The sequence below is a fragment of the Herbaspirillum sp. C7C8 genome, assembly GCF_022627875.1.
In the GTDB taxonomy this organism is placed as follows: domain Bacteria; phylum Pseudomonadota; class Gammaproteobacteria; order Burkholderiales; family Burkholderiaceae_D; genus Herbaspirillum.
The window spans coordinates 151378-168900 of sequence record NZ_JABXGG010000007.1 but is presented as its reverse complement, the minus strand read 5'-3'; the positions used below and the strand labels follow the sequence as shown (position 1 = coordinate 168900).

At 63.4% G+C, this 17523-nt stretch carries 19 protein-coding genes; 13 read left to right on the top strand and 6 right to left on the bottom strand.

The features are described from left to right. Window positions 1–76: 76 nt before the first annotated feature. The 3 genes from sucD to HWE01_RS11045 all read left to right on the top strand — a co-directional run bounded on the left by sucD (window position 77) and on the right by HWE01_RS11045 (window position 2521). A complete protein-coding gene (gene sucD, locus HWE01_RS11055) occupies window positions 77–958 on the top strand; it encodes a succinate--CoA ligase subunit alpha (RefSeq protein WP_013232695.1) in 882 nt (293 codons plus the stop codon). Between the two features lie 180 nt (window positions 959–1138). After that, window positions 1139–1873 carry a TerC family protein gene (locus tag HWE01_RS11050; protein WP_008325559.1) on the top strand — a complete coding sequence of 245 codons (735 nt, stop codon included), beginning with the start codon at window positions 1139–1141 and terminating at the stop codon, window positions 1871–1873. Window positions 1874–2014: 141 nt separating this feature from the next. Further along, on the top strand, window positions 2015–2521 hold the full coding sequence (locus tag HWE01_RS11045; RefSeq protein ID WP_008325560.1) for a pilin: 507 nt from the start codon (window positions 2015–2017) through the stop codon (window positions 2519–2521). Between the two features lie 93 nt (window positions 2522–2614). Here the strand turns inward: HWE01_RS11045 and moaC are convergent, their stop codons facing one another. Further along, on the bottom strand, window positions 2615–3121 hold the full coding sequence (moaC, locus tag HWE01_RS11040; RefSeq protein ID WP_034349663.1) for a cyclic pyranopterin monophosphate synthase MoaC: 507 nt from the start codon (window positions 3119–3121) through the stop codon (window positions 2615–2617). 107 nt (window positions 3122–3228) lie between these two features. Between moaC and HWE01_RS11035 the strand changes: the two genes are divergently transcribed. Continuing rightward, on the top strand, window positions 3229–4776 hold the full coding sequence (locus tag HWE01_RS11035; protein ID WP_008325562.1) for a M48 family metalloprotease: 1548 nt from the start codon (window positions 3229–3231) through the stop codon (window positions 4774–4776). A gap of 15 nt (window positions 4777–4791) precedes the next feature. On the opposite strand, the gene HWE01_RS11030 is transcribed toward HWE01_RS11035, so the two are convergent. From HWE01_RS11030 to HWE01_RS11010, 5 genes are all read right to left on the bottom strand, one after another. Beyond that, complete coding sequence (locus HWE01_RS11030; protein WP_241821832.1) at window positions 4792–5397, bottom strand: DUF2946 family protein; 606 nt, start codon at window positions 5395–5397, stop codon at window positions 4792–4794. Beyond that, window positions 5390–6382: a YheT family hydrolase gene (locus HWE01_RS11025; protein ID WP_241821831.1), complete on the bottom strand. Its 993-nt coding sequence runs from the start codon at window positions 6380–6382 to the stop codon at window positions 5390–5392. The genes HWE01_RS11030 and HWE01_RS11025 overlap by 8 nt, the downstream gene beginning before the upstream one ends. Before the next feature lie 58 nt (window positions 6383–6440). Beyond that, entirely contained in the window at window positions 6441–6875 is a 435-nt protein-coding gene (locus HWE01_RS11020; protein ID WP_241821830.1) for a YybH family protein, read from the bottom strand. A gap of 68 nt (window positions 6876–6943) precedes the next feature. Further along, on the bottom strand, window positions 6944–7144 hold the full coding sequence (locus HWE01_RS11015) for a zinc-finger domain-containing protein (protein WP_008325571.1): 201 nt from the start codon (window positions 7142–7144) through the stop codon (window positions 6944–6946). A 65-nt stretch (window positions 7145–7209) separates the two neighbouring features. After that, complete coding sequence (locus tag HWE01_RS11010) at window positions 7210–8130, bottom strand: branched-chain amino acid transaminase (RefSeq protein WP_241821829.1); 921 nt, start codon at window positions 8128–8130, stop codon at window positions 7210–7212. A 202-nt stretch (window positions 8131–8332) separates the two neighbouring features. Here HWE01_RS11010 and HWE01_RS11005 point away from each other — a divergent pair, with 202 nt between their 5' ends. From HWE01_RS11005 to HWE01_RS10965, 9 genes are all read left to right on the top strand, one after another. Continuing rightward, on the top strand, window positions 8333–9127 hold the full coding sequence (locus HWE01_RS11005) for an AzlC family ABC transporter permease (protein ID WP_241821828.1): 795 nt from the start codon (window positions 8333–8335) through the stop codon (window positions 9125–9127). Continuing rightward, window positions 9124–9447 (top strand): AzlD domain-containing protein, encoded by a 324-nt coding sequence (locus HWE01_RS11000; RefSeq protein ID WP_008325574.1) that lies wholly within the window; start codon window positions 9124–9126, stop codon window positions 9445–9447. Before HWE01_RS11005 ends, HWE01_RS11000 begins: the two co-directional genes overlap by 4 nt. Before the next feature lie 121 nt (window positions 9448–9568). Further along, complete coding sequence (locus HWE01_RS10995) at window positions 9569–10759, top strand: phosphoglycerate kinase (RefSeq protein ID WP_241821827.1); 1191 nt, start codon at window positions 9569–9571, stop codon at window positions 10757–10759. Window positions 10760–10948: 189 nt separating this feature from the next. Further along, window positions 10949–12382, top strand: coding sequence for a pyruvate kinase (gene pyk, locus HWE01_RS10990; RefSeq protein ID WP_008325578.1), 1434 nt, complete (start codon window positions 10949–10951; stop codon window positions 12380–12382). A gap of 26 nt (window positions 12383–12408) precedes the next feature. Continuing rightward, window positions 12409–13473: a class II fructose-bisphosphate aldolase gene (gene fba / locus HWE01_RS10985; protein WP_006461735.1), complete on the top strand. Its 1065-nt coding sequence runs from the start codon at window positions 12409–12411 to the stop codon at window positions 13471–13473. A gap of 101 nt (window positions 13474–13574) precedes the next feature. Further along, the gene (locus HWE01_RS10980; RefSeq protein WP_241821826.1) at window positions 13575–14471 is read left to right on the top strand and encodes a phosphoribosylaminoimidazolesuccinocarboxamide synthase; all 897 of its coding nucleotides are present in this window, start codon (window positions 13575–13577) and stop codon (window positions 14469–14471) included. Window positions 14472–14483: 12 nt separating this feature from the next. After that, the gene (gene purE, locus HWE01_RS10975) at window positions 14484–14981 is read left to right on the top strand and encodes a 5-(carboxyamino)imidazole ribonucleotide mutase (RefSeq protein ID WP_008325593.1); all 498 of its coding nucleotides are present in this window, start codon (window positions 14484–14486) and stop codon (window positions 14979–14981) included. Continuing rightward, window positions 14978–16183: a 5-(carboxyamino)imidazole ribonucleotide synthase gene (locus tag HWE01_RS10970; protein WP_175342643.1), complete on the top strand. Its 1206-nt coding sequence runs from the start codon at window positions 14978–14980 to the stop codon at window positions 16181–16183. The genes purE and HWE01_RS10970 overlap by 4 nt, the downstream gene beginning before the upstream one ends. Before the next feature lie 12 nt (window positions 16184–16195). Further along, window positions 16196–17251, top strand: coding sequence for an L-threonylcarbamoyladenylate synthase (locus HWE01_RS10965; RefSeq protein ID WP_241821825.1), 1056 nt, complete (start codon window positions 16196–16198; stop codon window positions 17249–17251). Window positions 17252–17523: the final 272 nt, after the last annotated feature.

The following is a 17523-nucleotide window of genomic DNA, read 5'->3' as shown; positions in this document are numbered from 1 at the left end:
GGCGCGAGCCGCCGGCTGCAAGCCATTGCAGCCCAGGCGCCGCCCGCGGCGCAGGCATCACAGTCAAGGAAGAGAAATGTCGATCCTCATCAACAAAGACACCAAGGTCATCACCCAAGGTATCACCGGCAAGACCGGCCAGTTCCACACCCGCATGTGCCGCGACTACGCGAACGGCAAGAATGCCTTCGTCGCAGGCGTGAACCCGAAGAAGGCCGGTGAAGACTTCGAAGGCATCCCCATCTATGCCAACGTCACCGAAGCCAAGAACGCCACCGGCGCAACCGTTTCCGTGATCTACGTGCCGCCCGCCGGCGCTGCTGCTGCCATCTGGGAAGCCGTTGAAGCCGAGCTGGACCTGGCCATCTGTATCACCGAAGGCATCCCCGTGCGCGACATGCTGGCCCTGAAGGACCGCATGGCCAAGGCCGGTTCCAAGACCCTGCTGCTGGGCCCGAACTGCCCCGGCCTGATCACCCCGGACGAAATCAAGATCGGCATCATGCCCGGCCACATCCACAAGAAGGGCCGCATCGGCGTGGTTTCCCGCTCGGGCACCCTGACCTATGAAGCCGTGGGTCAGCTGACCGCCCTGGGTCTGGGCCAGTCCTCCGCCGTCGGTATCGGTGGCGACCCGATCAACGGTCTGAAGCACATCGACGTCATGAAGGCCTTCAACGACGATCCGGACACCGATGCCGTCATCATGATCGGTGAAATCGGTGGTCCTGACGAAGCCAACGCTGCGCGTTGGATCAAGGACAACATGAAGAAGCCGGTGGTTGGCTTCATCGCCGGCGTGACCGCGCCCCCGGGCAAGCGCATGGGCCACGCAGGTGCCCTGATCTCCGGTGGTGCCGACACCGCCGAAGCCAAGCTGGCCATCATGGAAGAGTGCGGCATCAAGGTCACCCGCAACCCGTCCGAAATGGGCCGTCTGCTGAAGTCCGTGCTGTAATCGGCGTCTGGCTGAACCAGCCACAGCAGCAAGATCAGTACCCGCAAGACCAGCATGGGGAGCTCCGGCTCCCCATGTCATTTTTGGAGAGCTGCCCTAAAGGGCGGGCACTCATCGCGCACGGCGCGGTCATCCAGCCATGTGCCCGATCCGAGGCGCTGTTTTTCCAAGAGGACATACATGGAATTCCTGACCAACCTGAACTGGGTGGCAGTGGCGCAGATCATCCTGATCGACATCCTGCTCGGCGGCGACAATGCCATCGTCATTGCGCTGGCCTGTCGCAACCTGCCCGACCAGCTGCGCATGAAGGGGATCGTCTGGGGTACCGTGGGCGCCATCGGCATCCGCATTGCGCTCATCGCCTTTGCCGTGACGATGCTGCAATTGCCTTTCCTGAAGCTGGTCGGCGGCGTCCTGTTGCTGTGGATCGGCATCAAGCTGCTCAATGAAGACGACGATCACGCCGACATCAACGGCAGTGACCGCCTGTGGGGTGCGGTCAAGACGGTGATCGTGGCGGACCTGGTGATGAGCCTGGACAACGTGATTGCCATCGCCAGTGCAGCCGAGCAAGCGGCGGGCGAGCACCAGTTGCTGCTGGTGGTGTTCGGCATTGTGGTCAGTATCCCCATCATCGTCTGGGGCAGCACCCTGGTATTGAAGCTGATGGAGAAATTCCCGGTCATCGTCACCCTCGGCGCGGCCTTGCTGGGCTACATCGCAGGTGGCATGATCTTCAGCGACGTGGCCGTGCAGGGCTGGCTCAAGGGCCTCATCGCCGACACCGAATTCGTGCTGCCGGGGGCAGCCGTCCACCTGAGTCTGCCGGGCCTGGTCGGCGCGCTGGGGGTGGTGCTGACCGGCTTCACGCTCAAGCGCAGGAAGCAGGAGCGGCAGGGGCCTGCCCTCTGATCCGCCCAAGCCCGCTCTCCCTGCTTGAGCCATATCAGCGCCATGGCCCCACAAACCTGATAGCTTTGCAATTTTTTCGCTAGTGCGCATGACCGGCGCTGCCGATACTGGCAACGCCCTTTTCTTTTTTACGAGGATCCCATGAAACCCGTCGTCACCCGTCGCCCCCAACAAGGCTTTACTTTGCTCGAACTGATGGTCACGCTGGCCATCATCGGCATTCTTGCGATGCTGGGCGCCTCGCAATATCAGGACTACATCGCCCGTGCGCGCGTTTCGGAAGGCTTCAACCTGGCCGAGCCCTACAAGCTGGCCGTGACCGAGCAGATCAGCTCCAACAATGGTGTCTTCACCGTGGCGCAACTGGGCCTGCCGGCCTTCACGGCGACCGACAACGTCAGCAAGATCGAGGTCTCTCCCATGGAAAAGCGTGGCGTGGGCGGCGTCATCACCATCACCTACGGCCCGCGCGTGGGTGACGGCGGCACCCTGACGCTGACGCCCACCATCACCTCCGGCACGATTCAGTGGCAATGCGCAGCCAAGGATGTCAAGCAAGCCCCCACTCCGGAAGGCGCCACGCCCAACACCGGTTTCGTCGCCGGTACCCTGCCGGCCAAATTTGCACCGGCCAACTGCCGAGGTTGATTCGCAGGTGCACGCTGCGGATTCCGGCAAGAAAAAAACGCGCCCTCGGGCGCGTTTGTCTTATCCACGGGAGCATCGGACCGCAGCCCTGGCTCAGGGCCGCGCCATGCTGATGTCACTCTTGCCGCCGCGCTTTTCGGTCACGCAGATATCGGTCATGACCATGCTCTTGTCGACCGCCTTGCTCATGTCATAGACCGTCAACAGTCCTACCTGGACGGCCGTCAGCGCTTCCATCTCCACCCCGGTCTTGCCGAAGGTTTCCACGCGCGCGGTACAGCGCACCGATGAGCTGGCCGCATCAGTCTCGAACTCCACCGACACATGCGTCAACGCCAGCGGATGGCACAGCGGGATCAGTTCACCGGTACGCTTGGCCGCCATGATGGCGGCGATGCGGGCGATGCCCAGGACGTCTCCCTTCTTGGCGGTGCCGGCTTCGATGATGGCCAGCGTGGCCGGCTGCATGCGGATCACGCCCGTGGCCAGGGCCACGCGGTGAGTCTCGTTCTTGCCGCCGACATCGACCATGTGCGCTTGTCCGCCCTGGTCGAAGTGAGTGAGGCCGCCGTTGGGCGCGGGTTCGCCGGATGTGCTCATGGTGATGTACTGAAGATGAAATGAAGGGAAAGGAGCGGGTATCATAGCAGGCAGCCCGCAGCGCACGCTGCCTCTCCTTTTTCCTGTCCGACATTGATGACTGGTCCATGCAGCGAACCGTGACTGATCCTTCCCGCCGACCCTTGCGTCGCCTGCTCATGCCTGCCGTGAGTGCCGCCTGTTTCTTGCTGCCCGCTGCCCCGTTGACGCTGCTGCCGCATCCCGGCGTGGCCCAGGGTTTGCCGACGCTGGGCGATACCGAACGGGAAGGGCTCTCGCCACTGATGGAGCGCAAGCTGGGCGAAGAGATCATGCGCGACATCCGCACCGATCGTGATTACGTCGACGATGGTCCGGTCTCGGAATACCTCAACAATTTCGGCCAGCACCTGGTCTCGATTCATCCTGAAGTGCGTGGCGAGGCGGGGTTCGACTTCCAGTTCTTCATGGTGCGTGATCCCATGCTCAACGCCTTCGCGCTGCCGGGCGGCTTCATCGGCGTCAACAGCGGGCTGCTGCTGGCGGCGCAGTCGGAGTCCGAACTGGCCGGTGTGATGTCGCACGAAATCGGCCACGTGGCCCAACGCCACATCGCCCGCATGCTGGGCCAGCAGAAGCAGAATTCGATGATCCAGCTGGCCGCCATCGTGCTGGGCGCACTGGCCGGCGTGTCCAAGGCCGGGGGCGATGCCGCCATGGCGACCATGATGGGGGGCACCGGGCTGGCCGTGCAGCGCCAGCTCAACTTCAGCCGCGACGCCGAACGCGAAGCCGATCGCATCGGCCTGCAGATCATGCGCGACGGCGGTTTTGATCCGTCCGGCATGGTGACCTTCTTCGGTCGACTGCAAGCGGCCTCGCGCAACTACAGCGATGCCGTGCCGCCCTACCTGATGACGCACCCGCTGACCACCGAACGCATCGCCGACATCCAGGCCCGCATCCGCGAGCAGCGCTACAAGCAGCGGGTGGACAGCCCTGAATTCCAGCTGGCGCGCGCCCGTACCCAGGTCTTGCAGAATGACGGCGTACAGGGATTGCGCGACAACGTCGCCAAGTTCACCGACCAGGCCAAAGGCAATACCAAGCTCATGACGGCCGCCGCCAAGTACGGACTGGCCTACGCCTACTATCGCCAGAACCGTTTCGAGCAGGCCGAGACGGCCTTGAAGGAGGCGCAGGAGGCAGCCGTTCCGATGAAGACCGGCATCTTCTTCGGCAGTCTGGACATCGATATCAAGATCGCCCGCAAGCAGACCCAGCAGGCTCTGCAGGTGGCGGAGACCTTGCGCCAGCAGTTTCCCATCTCGCGCGCTATCGCGCGCCAGTATGCCGATGCCCTGATCGCCGCCAGGCGCTATGACCAGGCCGTGGCTTACCTGCGCGACCAGGCACAGCTGTATCGCTCGGACGCCCAGGTGCAGGAGTTGCTGGCCAAGGTCTACGCCGCCCAGGGGAAGCAGGCCTTGCAGCACCTGGCACTGGCGCAATCCTATGCACTCAACGGCAGCCTGCTGGCCGCCATCGATCAGCTGGGAATTGCACGCAAGGCACCGGATGCGACCTTCTACGACCAGTCGCAGGTCGACGCCCTCGAGCGCGAATGGAAGGCGCGCTGGAAGGATGAGCAGAAAGATCTGAAAGAGCGCGGCTGAGCACCGGCCGGAAAGTCAGTACTGGCGGGGGTTGGCGACGAATCTGAAGGTTTCTTCCAGGTGGTCGCTGGCGATGCGTTGCAGGGCCAGTTCCTGTCCCTTCCAGATGAAGGAAAGTGTCAAATCGTCGCTGCCCTCCAGCCACCGCAGCAGGGCGTCTTCGTCGGCATGATCGGCCGGATGCAGACAGGGCAGCAAGCTCGCCAGGTCACGGTCATCGACCCCGGCAACGATCTGGTCACTGCGCAGATAGAGCCGTCCGCGCTCATCCATCCAGGCGGCATCGACCTGCTCCACCGCGCCCTGCGTATGCAGCAGCAGGGCGGGGGCATTCTGGTCCGCGCCGGGCTGGGTGCGCAGCAGATGCGGCATCCATTCCAGATCGACATAGACCCGCTGCGGCCCGTTCTGGAAATACCAGCGTCCCGTGTCGTCGGCGGCATAGTTGCGTTCGATGAAGGCCAGCAGGGCAGGGTGGCGAATCGGATCGCCGGCCAGCTTCAGTTGCTGTGCCCGTTCATCGCGCATGCGCCACTGGCCGCGCGCGTCCAGCCGCAGCCAGCCGAAGCAGTGCGGTACGTTGGGCCAGCGGGCCATGGCCTGGTGGACGATCTCATCCATGGGCCAGCTCCGGGCGGACGTCGAAGGCACTCTCGGCCCGGCCTTCGAGGAAATGAAGTAGTCGCTGCGGCAGCCACGCCAGGCTGCCCGGCGGCCCCCCTGCGGCAAAGCCGACATGTCCGCCCTGTTCGGGATATTCCAGCACCACTTCCGGCGCCGCCGAGCGTGGCAGATGGCGGGCCGGCAGGAAGGGATCGTTCTGCGCATTCAATACCAGCGTGGGCACGCTGATGTCGTGCAGGATGTGCTTGGCGCTGGCGCGGTCCCAGTAATCGTCGGTATTGCGATAGCCGTGCAGGGGCGCGGTGACCGCGTTGTCGAAGGCATACAGATCGCGCGCCGACAGCAGGGCATCGCGGTCGAACAGGCCCGGGAACTGCTCCAGCTTGGCCAGGCACTTGGGCCGCATGGTGCGCAGGAAGACCCAGGTATAGAGCCGGTTGAAGCCGCTGGCCAGGGCCGCGCCGCCACCGGCCAGATCCAGCGGGGCCGATACCGCGCAGGCGGCATCGACGATCTCGGCCTCGTGCTGCGATTCGCCCAGCCAGCGCAGCAGCGCATTGGCACCGAGCGACACACCGCAGGCGTACAGGTGGGTGGCGGCCAGGTCTTGCTGGCGCAGCTTGAGGCGACGGATGATCCAGTCCAGCTCGGCGCTATCGCCCGAGTGATAGAAGCGCGGTGCCAGGTTGATTTCACCCGAGCAACCGCGAAAATGCGGAATTGCCCCATGCCAGCCACGCCGCTCTACCTCTGCCATGAGTGCGCGGCTGTAGTGGCTGTCGGACGAGCCTTCCAGCCCGTGGAACAGCAGCAGCAGCGGTCGTCCCGGCTGACCATCGACGAAATCGATGTCGATGAAGTCGCCATCCGGGGCTTCCCAGCGCTCGCGCCGGTAGGCCACCTGCGGCTTGGGCAGGAAGGTGGACGGATAGATGGTCTGGAGATGGCCGCCGGGAAGCCAGCGGGGCGGGACGTAAAGCATGATGCAGCCTTGCTCGGAATCGGATGGCGCAAGCGCCTGTGGATAAATCAGGCCGCCGTCAATGCAGCATGGCCCCGCTGATCACCGGCTCCACCGGTGCCGCACCGGGGGCTACCGACGCGTGGTGCATCACCAGGCGCCAGCCCAGGGCAGTCTTGAGGTAGACATTGGTGGCGATGACGTGCACGTCGGGTTGCGGCTCGCCGCCGTGGTCGATGTCTTCCACCACGCTGTGCACGGCGGTCATCATGTTCTGGGTGGCGTGCAGCTGGCGCGGGCGGATATGCAGGCCGCCGTTGGAGAGGATGTCTTCCCACACGGCGCGGATGTCCGCATGGCCGACCAGGCGTTGTGCGCCGGGATGGATGCAGACGATTTCCTCATCATCGGCCCACAGGTCCATCAGCGCGTCCAGATCGGCGCGGGCCAGGGCGTCGTAGTAGGCAGCTTCGATTTCATCGGGCGAACCATGGATCAGTTTGTTGCGGGACATGAGAATCTCCGGATCAGATGAAAAGAGGGCCTTGTGGGCCCTCTCGTGTCTGGTGCGAAACCTGAATCTTAATGGCCTTTGACCACGGTGCCCGGTTTGAGCTGGTACTGGGTTCCGCAGTAAGGACATTTGGCCGCGCCGTGCGCGTCCAGTTCCAGGAACACGCGCGGGTGCGAGTTCCAGGCCGACATGCTGGGGTTGGGGCAATGGGCCGGGAGGTCCTTGCCTTCGAGCAGGATCACGCCCTGCGATGCTTGAGCTTGGCTCATGTTGTTCTCCGTTGCTTGCAATTGACTGAAGTTGATACGTGAAAACCCGCGCTGATCGGCCGCGCTTACACCAGCGTGAGCCAGTGCTTGTACTGCGGTGCCCGGCCCGAGACCACGTCGAAGAACAGGGTCTGCAGCTTCTCGGTGATGGGGCCGCGGGCGCCATTGCCGATGACGCGGCGATCCAGTTCGCGGATCGGCGTGACCTCGGCGGCGGTGCCGGTGAAGAAAGCTTCATCGGCGCAATACATTTCGTCGCGGGTGATGCGTTTCTCGATGACCTCGATGCCCAGGTCGCGCGCCATGGTCAGCACGGCGTCGCGGGTGATGCCATCCAGGCAGGAGGCCAGGTCGGGAGTATAGATCTTGCCGTTCTTGACGATGAAGACATTTTCACCCGAACCTTCCGAGACATAGCCGTCGGTATCCAGCAGCAGGGCTTCATCGTAGCCGTCGGCCAGCGCTTCCTGGTTGGCCAGGATGGAATTGATGTAGTAGCCGCTGGCCTTGGCGCGCACCAGCGAGACATTGACATGATGGCGGGTGAAGGAAGAGGTCTTCACGCGGATGCCCTTGTTGATGCCATCCTCGCCCAGGTAGGCGCCCCACGGCCAGGCGGCGATGGCCACGTGGATCTGGTTGCCCTTGGCGGACACGCCCAGCTTTTCCGAGCCGATCCAGATCAAGGGGCGGATGTAGCAGGATTCCAGCTTGTTCTCGCGCACCACCTGGCATTGCGCCTCGGCCAGGGTGGCCTGGTCGAACGGAACTTCCATCTGGAAGATCTTGGCCGAGTTGAACAGGCGCTGGGTATGCTCCTTGAGGCGGAAGATGGCCGTGCCTTCCGGGGTCTTGTAGGCGCGCACGCCCTCGAAGACACCCATGCCGTAGTGCAGGGTGTGGGTCAGTACGTGGATGGTGGCGTCTCGCCAGTCGATCAGCGCGCCATCCTTCCAGATCTTGCCGTCGCGGTCAGCCATGGACATGGTGGTCTCCCTCTGTGCAGTGATTGCAGATTTCCTGAAATGGACCTCAGTTCGGTCATGAAGAACTGAGCAAAGAGCTCCATTCTAGCGGATTCACGCGAGTAAAAACTTTCATCTGTAGAATGAAAGTACTGAGCGAAAATGCACACATCACCGCGCGCCCCGACGCCGGTCGCGTCATCCATCCCGTCACGGAACAAGCATGCAGAAGGAGACAGGCGAGGACGATTCAGGAGCAGCGCCGCGCACCCACGCGCCCGATTCCGAAGCCGCCCGCCGCATCGAGAAGGAAGCTTTCCAGGAAGGCTGGCGCGCCAGTGCCTCGACCATTCCGGCCGTGCTGGCCTGGGGCATGGTCTCGGGCATGGCCATGGTCAAGTCGGGACTGACGATCTACCAGTCGCTGGGCATGAGCCTCCTGGTCTACGCCGGTTCGGCCCAGTTTGCCGCGCTGCCGCTGCTGGCGGCCGGGGTGCCGCTCTTGGTGGTGTTCTTCACGGCCATGATCGTCAACCTGCGCTTCGTGATCTTCTCGGCTGCGGTGGCGCCGCACTTCGAGCATCTGCCCTGGTATCGCCGGGTCTGGTACGGCTTCTTCAATGGCGATATCTCGATGGCCTTCTTTCCGCAGCGCTATCCTCCGTCTACGTTTCATCAACCCGCTGGCAAAGTCGGTTATTTTGCGGCGATCTGTTACCCCGGCTGGCTTGCCTGGCAATTGGGGGCGACCATCGGCATCCTGCTGGGCAGCCAGATTCCGGAAAGCTGGAACATCGGCTTTGCCGGCACCCTGGCCCTGATTGCGGTGATGATTCCGATGACCAGCAGTCTGCCGGCCCTGGCCGGCGTGGTGGTGTCGGGCACGGTGGCGGTGCTGGCGCTGGGGCTGCCCTACCGACTGGGCCTGTTGCTGGCCATGGTGCTGGGCATGGCCACGGCAATGCTGGTCGACAAATTGCTTCCCGGTAATGATGGCGATGTGGAGGCGGCAGCATGAATGAGTGGTATGTCTGGGGTGCCATCGTGCTGATGACCGTTTCCACCGTCATCACCCGCAGCGGTTTCTTCCTGTTCGGCCATGCGGTCAAGCTGCCACCTCGGCTCAAGCATGCGCTGAGCTATGCGCCGGCGGCCGCCATGGCGGCCATCATCTTCCCCGATCTGGTGACCACGGGCGGTGCCGTCGAGATCAGCCTGGCCAATCCCAAGTTGCTGGCCGGCATCGGTGCCGGCGCTTTCTTTTTGGCAACACGTCATCTTTTGGGAACTATTGTGGCAGGAATGTCACTCTTTACACTGCTGCGCTGGTTCTTGTGAAGTTTTGCGCGACCCGCAGGCGCCGCTCCGGATGTTGTTCAGGCTGCCAAAAAGCCGTCAGGAGCGGGTCAGGCTGGAGTAAAATACGACGTTTTTCGCCCCCTTCTTCGAATTCCTACCTATGAAATTCAACCGACTGAGCGATCTGATTTCCGCTGGCCAATTGCAAGGCAAACGCGTCTTCATCCGTGCTGATCTGAACGTCCCGCAGGATGATGCCGGCAATATCACCGAAGATACGCGTATCCGCGCGTCGGTCCCGGCCATTCGCGAGGCCCAGCAGGCAGGTGCTGCAGTGATGGTGACCTCCCACCTGGGCCGTCCCACCGAAGGCGAGTTCAAGCCCGAGGATTCGCTGGCCCCGGTGGCCCGGCGTCTCTCCGAACTGCTGGGCAGTGAAGTCAAGCTGATCGCCAACTGGGTTGATGGCGTGGATGTGCAGCCGGGCCAGGTCGTGTTGCTGGAAAATTGCCGCCTGAACAAGGGCGAAAAGAAGAACAGCGACGAGCTGGCACAAAAGATCGCCAAGCTCTGCGATATCTACGTCAACGATGCTTTCGGTACCGCACACCGTGCCGAAGCCACCACCTATGGTGTAGCCAGGTTTGCCCCCATCGCCTGCGCCGGCCCGCTGCTGGCCGCCGAGCTCGATGCCCTGGGCCAGGCACTGAATCAGCCGGCCCGTCCGCTGGTGGCCATCGTGGCCGGTTCCAAGGTCTCCACCAAGCTGACCATCCTGAAGACCCTGGCCGAGAAGGTCGACAACCTCATCGTCGGTGGCGGCATCGCCAACACCTTCATGCTGGCTGCCGGTTTGAAGATCGGCAAGTCGCTGGCCGAGCCTGACCTGGTGGATGACGCCAAGGCCATCATCGAGTTGATGGCCAAGCGCGGCGCTTCGGTGCCCATCCCCACCGACGTCGTGGTGGGCAAGGAATTCTCTCCGACCGCAGCGGCCACCGTGAAGGCGGCTGCCGACGTGGCCGACGACGACATGATCTTCGACATCGGCCCCGAAACTGCGGCCGCCCTGGCCGAGCAGCTGGGACGCGCCGGTACCATCGTCTGGAACGGTCCGGTGGGCGTGTTCGAGTTTGACCAGTTCGGCCGTGGCACCGAGACCCTGGCCCGCGCCATCGCGGCTTCCCCGGGCTTCTCGATTGCCGGTGGTGGCGACACCCTGGCCGCCATTGCCAAGTACGACATCGCCGACAAGGTCGGCTACATCTCCACCGGTGGTGGCGCTTTCCTGGAATTCCTGGAAGGCAAGACCCTGCCGGCTGTCGAGATCCTGCTGCAACGCGCGCAGTAAGCATGACCGGCGCTGCGCCCTGTTGCCGGGCGCGGCGCCCGGCTGTTCCATCCGGATTCTGAGTCTGTAGCACCACCAATGATGAACGCGTCCGAGACGCGCGTTCGGGGCGGAAGCTCTCCGCCTGATCGGCCCTGCATCGGGCCGGGCAGCGGGCTTCTATCACCAAGTCGCAACCAGAAGGTATTCATGTCCAGAGCAACAAAAATCGTCGCCACCATCGGTCCCGCATCCAGCGACCGTGAGACCCTGACCCGCATGATCCGCGCCGGCGTTGACGTCGTGCGCCTCAATTTCTCGCACGGCAAGCCGCAGGACCACATCGACCGCGCTACCCTGGTGCGCGAAGTGGCCGACGAATGCGGCAAGAAGGTCGCCATCATGGCCGACCTGCAAGGTCCCAAGATCCGCGTGGGCAAGTTCGAGAATGGCAAGATCATGCTGGCCAACGGCGACAAGTTCATCCTCGATTCCGATTGCCAGATGGGCAATCAGGAACGCGTGGGCCTGGACTACAAGGCTCTGCCGCGTGACCTGAAGGGCAACGACATCCTGCTGTTGAACGATGGCCTGATCGTGCTCAAGGTCGAGCGCGTGATCGGCAACGAGATTCACACCGTGGTCAAGATCGGCGGCGAGCTGTCCAACAACAAGGGCATCAACCGCCAGGGTGGCGGCCTGTCCGCACCGGCGCTGACGGCCAAGGACATGGACGACATCAAGACCGCCATGAGCTTCCAGGCTGATTACGTGGCCGTGTCCTTCCCCAAGAACGCCACCGACATGGAAATGGCGCGTCAGCTCTCCAACGTGGCCGGTGAGCCCTTCGGCCACAAGCCGATGATGATCGCCAAGATCGAGCGCGCCGAAGCCATCCCCCTGCTGCAGGAAATCCTGGATGCCTCCGACGGCATCATGGTGGCCCGTGGCGACCTGGCCGTGGAAGTGGGCAATGCCGCCGTGCCGGGCTTGCAGAAGCGCATGATCAAGATGGCGCGCGCCTCCAACAAGCTGACCATCACCGCGACCCAGATGATGGAGTCCATGATCGTCAACGCCGTGCCGACCCGCGCCGAAGTCTCCGACGTGGCCAACGCCGTGCTCGATGGCACCGATGCCGTCATGACCTCGGCCGAGACCGCCTCCGGCAAGTATCCGGTAGAAACCGTGGAAGCCATGTCGGCCATCTGCCTGGAAGCCGAGCGCTCCGAGAATGTGCAGCTGGATGCGGACTTCCTGAACCTGCGCTTTACCCGCGTGGACCAGTCCATTGCCTACGGCGCGCTGTTCACCGCGCACCACCTGCGCGTGAAGGCGATTGCCGCGCTCACCGAATCCGGTTCGACGGCGCTGTGGATGAGCCGTCACAACATCGATATCCCGATCTTCGCGATCACCCCCAATGTCGCCACGCGCCGCAAGGCGGCCCTGTTCCGCAACGTGCACACGCTGGAGCTGGCCCAGGCGCCCGACACCGAAGCCATGTTGAAGGGCGCCCAGGATCTGCTGCTGGCCCAAGGCGTGGTGCAGAAGGGTGATCTCATCGTCGTGACCTGGGGCGAGCCCATCGGTCAGGTCGGCGGCACCAATGCGCTGAAGATCCTGCGCGTTGGCGAGTACTGATTTTTTCATCGTTCTGGAGTTTCATCATGCCTCTCGTATCCATGCGTCAATTGCTGGACCACGCCGCTGAAAACGGTTATGGCCTGCCGGCTTTCAACGTCAACAACCTGGAGCAGGTCACCGCCATCATGGAAGCCGCCAACGAAGTCGGCGCGCCCGTGATCATGCAGGCCTCCGCCGGTGCCCGCAAATATGCCGGTGAAGCCTTCCTGCGCCACCTGATCTCGGCGGCCGTGGAAGCCTATCCGCACATCCCCGTGGTGATGCACCAGGATCACGGCCAGTCACCGGCAGTCTGCATGGCCGCCATCAAGTCCGGTTTCTCTTCGGTCATGATGGATGGTTCGCTGGAAGCCGACGGCAAGACCGTGGCCAGCTACGAGTACAACGTCGAAGTCTCGCGCAAGGTGGTGGAGTTCTCGCACGCCATCGGCGTGACCGTGGAAGCCGAACTGGGCGTGCTGGGTTCGCTGGAAACCATGAAGGGTGACAAGGAAGACGGTCACGGCGCCGACGGCACCATGACCCGCGAACAGCTGCTCACCGACGTGAACCAGGCTGCCGACTTCGTCAAGGCCACCCAGTGCGATGCGCTGGCCATTGCCATCGGTACTTCGCACGGTGCCTACAAGTTCTCGCGCAAGCCCACCGGCGACATCCTGGCGATTGATCGCATCAAGGAAATCCACGCCCGCATCCCCAACACCCACCTGGTGATGCACGGTTCGTCTTCGGTGCCGCAGGAACTGCTGGCCGAGATCCGCGAATTCGGCGGTGACATGAAGGAAACCTACGGCGTGCCCGTCGAAGAAATCCAGGAAGGTATCAAGCACGGCGTGCGCAAGATCAACATCGACACCGACATCCGTCTGGCCATGACCGGTGCGATCCGCCGCTACCTGTTCGAGAACCCGTCCAAGTTCGACCCGCGCGACTACCTCAAGCCCGCCCGCGAAGCCGCCAAGCTGGTCTGCAAGGCGCGTTTCCTGTCCTTCGGTTGCGAAGGCCAGGCTGGCAAGATCAAGCCGGTCTCGCTGGAAAAGATCGCCGAGAAGTACAAGAGCGGCGAACTGGCACAGATCGTCCAGTAAGCGCACAAGCGTTCATCGGCCTACGCCGGACGCAAGGCCCCACCGACCGGAATCGCCCTGAAAATGGCGATTCCGGTTTTTGACTTTACGAGAAGACCACCATGAGCAGTCTCTACAAATCCTCGATCACTTCCCTGCCGCTGTTGGGCACAGGCAAGGTCCGCGAAAACTATGCCGTCGGCGACGACAAGCTGTTGATCGTGACTACCGATCGCCTGTCGGCCTTCGACGTCATCATGAATGAACCGATCCCCGGCAAGGGCAAGGTCCTGAACCAGATGAGCGATTTCTGGTTCGACAAGCTGGGCCATATCGTGCCCAATCACCTGACCGGCGTCGATCCCGAGTCCGTGGTGAGCCCGGCCGAAGTGGAGCAAGTGCGCGGACGCGCGGTGGTGGCCAAGCGCTTGAAGCCCATCCTGGTGGAAGCCGTGGTGCGCGGCTACATCATCGGTTCCGGTTGGAAGGATTACCAGGCCACCGGTGCGATCTGCGGCATCGAGCTGCCGGCCGGTCTGCAACAGGCTTCCAAGCTGGAGCAGCCGATCTTCACCCCGGCCGCCAAGGCGGACCTGGGCGAACACGACGAGAACATCAGCTTTGAAGAAACCGAAAAGCGCATCGGCTCCGAGCTGGCCCACAAGATCCGCGACGTCGCCATCCAGCTCTACAAGGAAGCCGCTGACTATGCGGCCACGCGTGGCATCATCATCGCCGACACCAAGTTCGAATTCGGCCTGGACGACAACGGCGTGCTGCACCTGATGGATGAAGTGCTGACTGCGGACTCTTCGCGTTTCTGGCCGGCAGACAGCTACCAGGTCGGCATCTCGCCGCCGTCCTTCGACAAGCAATTCGTGCGCGATTACCTGGAAACCGTCGACGGCTGGCAGAAGACCCCGCCTGCACCGGCGCTTCCGGCCGATGTGATCGAAAAGACCGGCGCCAAGTACCGCGAGGCGCTGGAACGCCTGACCGGCGAGAAGCTCAAGGACTGACGAGGACCGGACATGAACGATACTGTCAAACCGCTGATCGGCGTGGTCATGGGCTCGTCCTCCGACTGGGAGGTGATGCAGAATGCGGTCGCCATCCTGAAGGACTTCGGCGTGCCCTTCGAAGCCCAGGTGATTTCTGCGCACCGCATGCCGGACCAGATGTTCGCCTACGCCGAGAGCGCCCGCGCGCGCGGGCTGCGCGCCATCATCGCCGGTGCCGGCGGTGCTGCGCACCTGCCTGGCATGATCGCCGCCAAGACCATCGTACCGGTGCTGGGTGTGCCCGTGCCCTCCAAGTACCTGCGTGGCGAGGATTCGCTGCTGTCCATCGTGCAGATGCCCAAGGGCATTCCGGTGGCCACCTATGCCATCGGTGAAGCCGGTGCCGCCAATGCGGCGCTCTCCGCCATCGCCATGCTGGCTACCACCGACGCGGCCCTGGCTGAAAAGCTGGAAGCCTTCCGCAAGACCCAGACGCAAGTCGCCCTCGACATGAAGTTGCCTGTATGACCCAGCAGTCCGCCTCCACCCTTCGTCCCGCCGTTCCCTCGACCACCCCGGCCACCTGGCTGGGCGTGATGGGCGGTGGCCAGCTCGGCCGCATGTTCGCCCACGCGGCGCAGAGCATGGGCTTCAAGGTCGCCGTGCTGGAAGCCGATGCCGACTGCCCGGCCGGGCAGGTGGCGGACCGCCTCATCAACGCCGCCTACGACGATGGTGCGGCGCTGGCGGAGTTGGGTGCGCTGTGTGCAGCGGTGACGACCGAGTTTGAAAATGTCTCGGCCAGGAGCCTGGCCACGCTGGCGGCGCAGACCTTCGTGGCACCGGCTGCGTCTGGTGTGTCGATTGCGCAGGACCGCACGGCCGAGAAGGCTTTCTTCACCGAATGCGGATCGCAGTCCGGCGTGCTGCCGGCACCGCACCTGGTGATCAACAGCGAGGCCGACATCGATGGCCTCGATGCCAACCTGCTGCCGGGCATCCTCAAGACGGCCCGCATGGGTTACGACGGCAAGGGCCAGGTGCGCGTGCGTTCGGTGGAGGAAGTGCGCAGCGCCTTCGCCGCCATGAAGGGCGTGACCTGCGTGCTGGAGAAGATGCTGCCGCTGGCCTATGAAGTTTCGGTGCTGGTGGCGCGCGGGCATGATGGTCAGGCCGTGGTCTATCCGATTGCCGAGAACGTACATCGCGATGGCATCCTCTTCACCACCACCGTACCCGGCCCCAACATCAAGGCCGATGCCGCCGAGCGTGCGCAGCAGGCGGCTTTGCAGATCATCGGTGCGATGCAGTACGTGGGCGTGCTGTGCATCGAATTCTTCGTGCTGGAAGACGGCGCGCTGGTGGTCAACGAGATGGCCCCGCGTCCGCACAACAGCGGTCATTACACCATCGATGCCTGCGTCACCAGCCAGTTCGAACAACAGGCCCGCGCCATGGCGCGCCTGCCGCTGGGCGATACGCGCCAGCATTCGCCTTCGGTGATGCTCAACATCCTGGGTGATGTCTGGTACGAAGGCGAGGGCGATCAGCAGCGCGAGCCTGCCTGGGATCAGGTGCTGGCGCTGCCCGGTGCGCACCTGCACCTGTACGGCAAGGCCGAAGCGCGCCGTGGCCGCAAGATGGGCCATGTCACCTTCACCGCTGCTACCTTGGCTGATGCGCAGCGCCAGCTGGCGGCAGCCTGCGCCATCCTTGGCATCACGTTGTAAGCGAGGCGGGTGATGAACGACAAGCGCGCTTCTTCCACACCGGCCATCGATGCGGCAGCCATCATGTATGCCGCCCGCAAGCTGGAGCAGGGTGGCCTGGTGGCGTTCCCGACCGAGACCGTCTACGGCCTCGGTGGCGATGCCGAGAACCCGGCCGCGATTGCCGCCATCTATGCGGCCAAGGGACGACCGGCCAATCATCCGGTGATCGTGCACGTGTCGCCCGAAGCTGATATCGCTTACTGGGCCGCCTCGGTACCGGTGGAAGCGCGTCGACTGATTGCCTCGTTCTGGCCGGGTCCGCTCACGCTCATTCTCAAGCGTGCGGCGCACATTCCCGATGCCGTGGCCGGTGGCCAGGATTCGGTGGGGCTGCGTTGCCCTTCGCATCCGGTGGCGCAGGCGCTGCTGCGGGAATTCCGCGGCGGCAAGGGCGGTATCGCCGGCCCCTCGGCCAACAAGTTCGGACATGTCAGCCCGACTACCGCCGAGCATGTGCGCGAGGAATTCGGCAACGATGCCCACAGCCTGGTGGATTACGTGCTCGATGGTGGGCAGAGTGAAGTGGGCATCGAGTCCACCATCGTCGATCTGTCCCGCATCGACACGCATGGTCCGGTGCTGCTGCGTCCTGGCCAGATCAGCGCCGACCGTATCGCTGCGGTACTGGGCGTTCCCCTGGCCACGCCCGATGCCACTGCACCGCGTGCTTCGGGGACGCTCGATGCTCATTACGCGCCGCATACGCCGGTGGTGCAGACGGCGGTGAGCGAGCTCCCTGAACTGTTGCACAGGCTGGCTGGCATCGGCCAGAAGCTCGCCCTGATTCAACGCCAATTCCGTGGCGAAGAGCTGCCCGCAGTGATGGCCACCCGTACCATGCCCCAGAGCGCCGATGCCTATGCCCATGACCTCTACGCCGCGCTGCGTGACATGGATCATGCCGGGGCTGACCTGATCGTGGTGGAGTCCTTGCCGCTGGCTGCAGAATGGCAGGGCGTCAATGACCGCCTGCGGCGCGCCGCTTTTGATTCGCAGGGTGTGCTGGCGCGCCTGCTGGAGCGCTGAACCTCAACACCACAGCAGCGCACACGCCATTGCGCGCCACTGGCGCAACGGCGCTCAAGTCGTGCTTGCAAAGCCTCCGGTCTGGTCGCTGCCGTCCCTCCCTTGTCCGGCCCTATCCCGGTCTGCCGCTCTGGTACTGACTTTCGGGTCAGTACTCGGTTGCCAAAAGAAGACAAGCACGGTCGTGCTCTTCACATCTTCTATACAAACTGTGACAAAGCTGGCATAGTATCTCCACGAAATAGCACGTGCGTTCTTTTTGTTTCGTCAGC

Coding starts and splice junctions, on each gene's coding strand:
- sucD (WP_013232695.1), top strand. CDS start 77: ATGTCGATCCTCATCAACAAAGACACCAAGGTCATCACCCAAGGTATC.
- HWE01_RS11050 (WP_008325559.1), top strand. CDS start 1,139: ATGGAATTCCTGACCAACCTGAACTGGGTGGCAGTGGCGCAGATCATC.
- HWE01_RS11045 (WP_008325560.1), top strand. CDS start 2,015: ATGAAACCCGTCGTCACCCGTCGCCCCCAACAAGGCTTTACTTTGCTC.
- moaC (WP_034349663.1), bottom strand. CDS start 3,121: ATGAGCACATCCGGCGAACCCGCGCCCAACGGCGGCCTCACTCACTTC.
- HWE01_RS11035 (WP_008325562.1), top strand. CDS start 3,229: ATGCAGCGAACCGTGACTGATCCTTCCCGCCGACCCTTGCGTCGCCTG.
- HWE01_RS11030 (WP_241821832.1), bottom strand. CDS start 5,397: ATGGATGAGATCGTCCACCAGGCCATGGCCCGCTGGCCCAACGTACCG.
- HWE01_RS11025 (WP_241821831.1), bottom strand. CDS start 6,382: ATGCTTTACGTCCCGCCCCGCTGGCTTCCCGGCGGCCATCTCCAGACC.
- HWE01_RS11020 (WP_241821830.1), bottom strand. CDS start 6,875: ATGTCCCGCAACAAACTGATCCATGGTTCGCCCGATGAAATCGAAGCT.
- HWE01_RS11015 (WP_008325571.1), bottom strand. CDS start 7,144: ATGAGCCAAGCTCAAGCATCGCAGGGCGTGATCCTGCTCGAAGGCAAG.
- HWE01_RS11010 (WP_241821829.1), bottom strand. CDS start 8,130: ATGTCCATGGCTGACCGCGACGGCAAGATCTGGAAGGATGGCGCGCTG.
- HWE01_RS11005 (WP_241821828.1), top strand. CDS start 8,333: ATGCAGAAGGAGACAGGCGAGGACGATTCAGGAGCAGCGCCGCGCACC.
- HWE01_RS11000 (WP_008325574.1), top strand. CDS start 9,124: ATGAATGAGTGGTATGTCTGGGGTGCCATCGTGCTGATGACCGTTTCC.
- HWE01_RS10995 (WP_241821827.1), top strand. CDS start 9,569: ATGAAATTCAACCGACTGAGCGATCTGATTTCCGCTGGCCAATTGCAA.
- pyk (WP_008325578.1), top strand. CDS start 10,949: ATGTCCAGAGCAACAAAAATCGTCGCCACCATCGGTCCCGCATCCAGC.
- fba (WP_006461735.1), top strand. CDS start 12,409: ATGCCTCTCGTATCCATGCGTCAATTGCTGGACCACGCCGCTGAAAAC.
- HWE01_RS10980 (WP_241821826.1), top strand. CDS start 13,575: ATGAGCAGTCTCTACAAATCCTCGATCACTTCCCTGCCGCTGTTGGGC.
- purE (WP_008325593.1), top strand. CDS start 14,484: ATGAACGATACTGTCAAACCGCTGATCGGCGTGGTCATGGGCTCGTCC.
- HWE01_RS10970 (WP_175342643.1), top strand. CDS start 14,978: ATGACCCAGCAGTCCGCCTCCACCCTTCGTCCCGCCGTTCCCTCGACC.
- HWE01_RS10965 (WP_241821825.1), top strand. CDS start 16,196: ATGAACGACAAGCGCGCTTCTTCCACACCGGCCATCGATGCGGCAGCC.